Origin of the sequence: Kitasatospora sp. NPDC005748 (assembly GCF_040630735.1) — a bacterium.
Taxonomy (GTDB): Bacteria; Actinomycetota; Actinomycetes; order Streptomycetales; family Streptomycetaceae; genus Kitasatospora.
Map to the genome: position 1 here is coordinate 44,167 of NZ_JBEXYD010000057.1, position 5,517 is coordinate 49,683.

The 5,517-nt window shown below is 71.3% G+C and carries 4 protein-coding genes; 3 read left to right on the plus strand and 1 reads right to left on the minus strand.

Translation table 11 applies throughout. The features are described 5' to 3' along the window. Nucleotides 1-236, plus strand: a 236-nt coding sequence (gene rplI / locus ABZ495_RS29750; protein ID WP_359838970.1) for a 50S ribosomal protein L9, incomplete at its 5' end; no start/stop codon positions are given. 118 nt (nucleotides 237-354) lie between these two features. Here the strand turns inward: rplI and ABZ495_RS29755 are convergent. Next, the gene (locus tag ABZ495_RS29755; protein ID WP_359805962.1) at nucleotides 355-1,683 is read right to left on the minus strand and encodes an MATE family efflux transporter; all 1,329 of its coding nucleotides are present in this window, start codon (nucleotides 1,681-1,683) and stop codon (nucleotides 355-357) included. A 581-nt stretch (nucleotides 1,684-2,264) separates the two neighbouring features. Between ABZ495_RS29755 and dnaB the strand changes: the two genes are divergently transcribed. Both dnaB and ABZ495_RS29765 read left to right on the plus strand, forming a co-directional pair. Continuing rightward, nucleotides 2,265-4,955 (plus strand): replicative DNA helicase, encoded by a 2,691-nt coding sequence (dnaB, locus tag ABZ495_RS29760; RefSeq protein ID WP_359805979.1) that lies wholly within the window; start codon nucleotides 2,265-2,267, stop codon nucleotides 4,953-4,955. 198 nt (nucleotides 4,956-5,153) lie between these two features. Then, nucleotides 5,154-5,441, plus strand: a complete 288-nt coding sequence (locus ABZ495_RS29765; protein WP_359838971.1) for a hypothetical protein — start codon at nucleotides 5,154-5,156, stop codon at nucleotides 5,439-5,441. The last annotated feature ends 76 nt before the right edge of the window (nucleotides 5,442-5,517 follow it).

A 5,517-nucleotide genomic window follows, 5' to 3' on the forward strand; every position in this document is an offset into this window, starting at 1 on the left:
AGCTCGAAGGCGTCCAGGTCAAGCTGGCCGTTCGCTCGGGCGAGGCCGGCCGTCTGTTCGGTTCGGTGACCCAGGCCGACGTCGTGGAGGCCATCAAGGCCGCCGGCGGCCCGGCCGTGGACAAGCGCGCCGTCGCGATCGCCTCGCCGATCAAGACCGTGGGCACCCACAAGGTCTCGGTCAAGCTGCACTCCGACGTCCAGGCCAACCTCGACGTCGCCGTCGTCGCTGCCTGAGCTCCGTAGCTGTGGCCCGAGGGCCGGTCACCCCTTCGGGGGGTGGCCGGCCCTCGGTCGTTCCCGGGGCCCGGCGCCGCACCGGGGCCCGGGCTCAGGCCCGCACCGGGGCCCTGGCTCAGGCCCGCACCGCGCCGGTGACCAGCCACTTGCCGCTCAGGGCTCGCCGGGCCAGGAACGCCGCGCGGACCAGCATGAACAGGTTCATCGCCCACCAGAGCCCGGCCAGTCCGGCGCCGAGGGCCGGCACCGCGAGGGCCACCGGGGCGAAGACCGCCAGCGTGGCCAGCATGGCCCAGGCCAGGTACGGGCCGTCGCCGGCGCCCATCAGCACCCCGTCCAGGACGTAGACCAGGCCGGAGACCGGCTGGCAGAGGGCGAGCAGCAGCAGCACGGTGTTCAGCTGGGCCTGCACCGCCGGGTCGGGCGTGAACAGCGGGACGTACAGCGGCCGGGCCGCCACCACCAGCAGGCCGAGCAGCAGTCCGGAGCCGATGCCCCACTCGATCATCCGCCGGGTGGCCGCCCGCGCCCCGGCGACGTCCGCGGCGCCCAGGTGGCGGCCGATGATCGCCTGCCCGGCGATGGCGATGGCGTCCAGGGCGAAGGCGATGAAGAGGAAGACCGTCATGGCGACCTGGTGCGCGGCTATCGCGTCGTCGCCGAGCCCGGCGGCGACCGCGGTGGCGATCATCAGGATGGCGCGCAGGCTCAGCGTGCGGACCATCAGCGGTCCGCCGGCCCGGGCGCAGGCCCGGATGCCCGCCGCGTCCGGCCGCAGCGAGGCGCGCTCCCGGCGGGCCCCGCGGACCACCACGACCAGGTAGGCGGCGGCCATCCCGGTCTGGGCCAGCACGGTGCCCCAGGCGGAGCCGGCCACCCCCAGCCCGGCGCCGTACACCAGGCCGACGTTCAGGCCGATGTTGGCGGCGAAGCCCGCGACCGCCACCAGCAGCGGGGTGCGGGTGTCCTGGAGGCCGCGCAGCACGCCCGTGGCGGCCATCACCATCAGCATCGCGGGGATGCCGAGCGCGCTGATCCGCAGATACGTCACGGCGTAGGGCGCGGCGGTGGCCGAGGCGCCCAGCAGGTCGGCCGCCCAGGGCGCCAGCAGCACGGCCAGGGCGACCACGCCGAGCGACAGCGCGAGGGCGAGCCAGATGCCGTCGATGCCCTGCTGGATGGCGGCCCGGCGGTCGCCGGCGCCGATCCGGCGGGCGACCGCGGCGGTGGTGGCGTAGGCGAGGAAGACGAAGACCCCGGTGGCGGTGGTGAGCGCGGCCGAGGCGACACCCACACCGGCCAGCTGGGGGGTGCCGAGGTGGCCCACGATGGCCGAGTCGGCCAGCAGGAACAGCGGCTCGGCGACCAGGGCGCCGAAGGCCGGGACGGCCAGGGCGAGGATCTCCCTGTCGTGCCGGCGGCGGTCGGTGGTGGGGGCGGTCATGGGGTCAAGGCTACTCATCCACAGGTAATGACCGCCAGCCGGTTTGGAGTGTTACTCGAAATCCTGGGCGACGAGTCCGCGGTGCTGTGTGTCCACGGCCACTCGGCTGCGTGTGAAGAATTTCTCATGCACAGCCCTCGAACGAGGTAATCCCAGGTCATCAGGTTGACAGCGGATCGATGGTCCGGTTATCCACAGGGCTTTCCACAGGGGCGTCCACAGGTTTGCGGTACTTCTCCACAGCCTCCGGCCGCTCGTCCACACCCCCTGTGGATAACCGCCTTGGCTGAAGGGCTTCCGGCGCCTTAGCGTGGGCTCTCCGCCCGACACTCCCACCCGCCCCGGCGTCCGATTTGTCGGTGCGGTGGAGGTAGAAAGAGGGGCGCGGCTCCGCTCCACCCAGCCACCGGCAAGGCCCGCTCCAACTCGCACCACTCGCTGATCGGGGAACACGCGTGACCGGCCCCCAGTACGACGACCACGACGCCCCGCCGCCGGAGGAGGACTGGCAGACCGCGGACGACCCGTTCCCGGTCGGTGCCTTCGCCGACGCTCCCTTCCCGGACGGTCCCGGCGACCGGCTGCCGGTCGCGCGCGGGCGCGGTTCGGGCTCCGGCTCCGGTTCCGGCGGCTTCCAGAAGGGCGGCAAGGGCTCGGGCGGCTTCCAGCGCGACGGCGGCAAGCGGCGCCAGGACGACGAGGACGAGCGCTCCGCGGCCGACGGCTTCGAGCGGGTGCCCCCGCAGGACCTCGCCGCCGAGCAGTCCGTCCTCGGCGGCATGCTGCTGTCCAAGGACGCCATCGCCGACGTGGTCGAGGTGCTGAAGCCGGCCGACTACTACCGGCCCGCGCACGAGCTGATCCACGGCGCCATCCTCGACCTCTACGCCCGCGGGGAGCCGGCCGACCCGATCACCGTGGCCGGCGAGCTGACCAAGCGCGGCGAGCTCGTCCGGGTCGGCGGCCCCGGCTACCTGCACACCCTGGTCAACTCCGTCCCGACCGCCGCCAACGCCGAGTACTACGCCGAGATCGTCCACGAGCGGGCGGTGCTGCGCCGGCTGGTCGAGGCCGGCACCCGGATCGCGGGCATGGGCTACGCCGCCGAGGGCGACGTCGACGAGATCGTCAACGCGGCCCAGGCGGAGATCTACGCCGTCACCGAGCAGCGGACCAACGAGGACTACGCGCCGCTCTCCGACATCATGGAGGGCGCCCTCGACGAGATCGAGGCGATCGGCTCCCGCAACGGCCAGATGTCCGGCGTCCCGACCGGCTTCGCCGACTTCGACCAGCTCACCAACGGCCTGCACCCCGGCCAGATGATCGTCATCGCGGCCCGTCCGGCCATGGGTAAGGCCCTGGCGCTGGACACGCCGCTGCCGACCCCGGACGGCTGGACCACCATGGGAGAGGTCCGGACGGGTGACCTCCTCCTCGATGCCGCGGGGCTGCCGACGCGGGTGGTCGCCGCCACCGAGGTCATGACGGGCCGCCCGTGCTTCGAGGTGGTGTTCGACGACGGTACCTCCGTGATCGCCGACGCCGACCACCAGTGGCTGACCGAGACCCGGGCCTCCCGCAGGTCGGCACGGGCCGCGCGGGCGGAGGTCAGGACGACCAAGGAGATCGCCGCGACGGTTCGCTGCCTTACGGCGGACCGCCGTGCCAACCACTCCGTCCGCAACACCGCGGCACTGGACCTTCCGGAGCGTGACCTGCCCGTACCGCCGTACACGCTGGGGGCCTGGCTGGGTGACGGCCACAGCGACGCCGCGAGGATCACCTCGGCCGACCCGGAGATCATCCGCCGCATCGAGGAGGAGGGCTTCGAGGCACGGCAGGTGGGCGGCACGTCGCTGACCTACGCGCTGAGGTTCGCGGTGGCGCGGCCGGTGGCCGCCGAGCGGGTCTGCGTCGTCTGCGGCGCCGCCTTCATGCCCAAGCTCGCCCAGGTGCGGACCTGCGGAAGGTCGTGCGGCGGGCGGGCGCGGCTGGTCTCGGCGCCCGTTCCGGCACCCACCTGCGTGGACTGTGGCCGGGCGTGCGTCTCGGGCGCCGCCGAACCGCGGTGCTCGGGCTGCACCCGGAGCCACGGCAGCCTGCTCGTGGCGCTACGGGGCCTCGGGGTCCTGGGCGACAAGCACATCCCCGCGGAGTACCTGCGTGGTTCCATCGCCCAGCGCCGGGCGCTGCTGGCCGGGCTCCTCGACACGGACGGAACGGTCAACCGAACGGGCTCGGTGCAGTTCGCCGTCACCAACCGGGTACTGGCCGAGAGCTTCCGGGAACTCGTGGTCGGCCTCGGCTACCGCTGCGGGGTGGCCACCAAGCGGGTCAAGGGGCGCTCCGAGGACTCGTCCACGGCCTACATCGTCACCTTCACGCCGGAGGACGAGGTCTTCGGGCTGGAGCGGAAGCGGATCACGCACTCCGACCGCAGGCGCCCCGGTACGGCGCGGCTGAGGCAGCGCTTCATCGTCGAGGTGCGCGAGACGGACAGCGTCCCCGTCCGGTGCGTCGAGGTCGACAACCCGGACCACCTGTACCTGGCGACCCGGGCCATGGTGCCGACGCACAACTCCACCCTGGCGCTGGACTTCGCGCGGGCCTGCTCGATCCAGCACAAGTTGCCGAGCGTGATCTTCTCGCTCGAAATGGGGCGCAACGAGATCGCCATGCGTCTGCTCTCGGCGGAGGCCCGGGTGGCGCTGCACCACATGCGCTCGGGGAACATGACGGACGACGACTGGACGCGGGTCGCCCGGCGGATGCCGGACGTCAGTGAGGCGCCGCTGTTCATCGACGACTCGCCGAACCTGTCGATGATGGAGATCCGCGCCAAGTGCCGCCGGCTCAAGCAGCGCAACGACATCAAGCTGGTCGTCATCGACTACCTCCAGCTGATGCAGTCCGGCGGCTCCCGCCGGGCCGAGAACCGCCAGCAGGAGGTCTCGGACATGTCGCGAAACCTCAAGCTGCTGGCCAAGGAGCTGGAGGTGCCGGTGATCGCGCTCTCCCAGCTGAACCGTGGTCCCGAACAGCGCACCGACAAGCGGCCGATGGTCTCGGACCTGCGTGAGTCCGGCTCGATCGAGCAGGACGCCGACATGGTCATCCTGCTCCACCGCGAGGACGCCTACGAGAAGGAGTCCCCGCGCGCCGGCGAGGCCGACCTGATCGTCGCCAAGCACCGTAACGGTCCGACCGCCACCATCACGGTGGCCTTCCAGGGCCACTACTCGCGCTTCGTCGACATGACGCGGGACTGACCGCGCCGTTGTGTAGGGTCTCAAATTTCGTGTCGGAATCTCATGGTCGGTGTCGGATCGAAGTCGGATCCGACACCAGGCTGAGATTCGCAGGTCGCTGCCGTACCTCGTTCGAGTGAGTGTTGCCGGTGTGCTCCCGTCAGCGTGTTGGGCGGGAGCATCGTGCTGCCGAGGGGCAACTCCAACTCGGGAGTGGGGATGGAAGCGACTGTCAGCTTTCGTGGGCGCGGTAGCGGGATTGAGGAGTGTTCCTGGGCGTCCGTCGCACCGGCGTCGCTGCAGACGGCTCATCCGTGGCGGACGTTCCGCTGGTACAGGAACCAGAAGCACTACTCGGGCACCTACTGGTCGGCGACGATGGGCGATCACGTGATCTACGAGTCACGGCTTGAGTTGTCGCGTCTGCTCTTCGCCGATTTTGATCCGTCCGTACGCGCCATCGTGGCCCAGCCCTTTCTGCTGCAGACGGTGCTAGGGCCTGTGTGATGTTGTGATCAATCTTCGGGTTCTGCCCCTGCTCCAGGGCAGAACCCGGTAGGAATGTTGGCTGTGACGCGCAGAC

Bases quoted from the DNA above. Each gene is read 5' to 3' on its own strand.
- ABZ495_RS29755 (WP_359805962.1), bottom strand. From the start codon at position 1,683: ATGACCGCCCCCACCACCGACCGCCGCCGGCACGACAGGGAGATCCTC.
- ABZ495_RS29765 (WP_359838971.1), top strand. From the start codon at position 5,154: ATGGAAGCGACTGTCAGCTTTCGTGGGCGCGGTAGCGGGATTGAGGAG.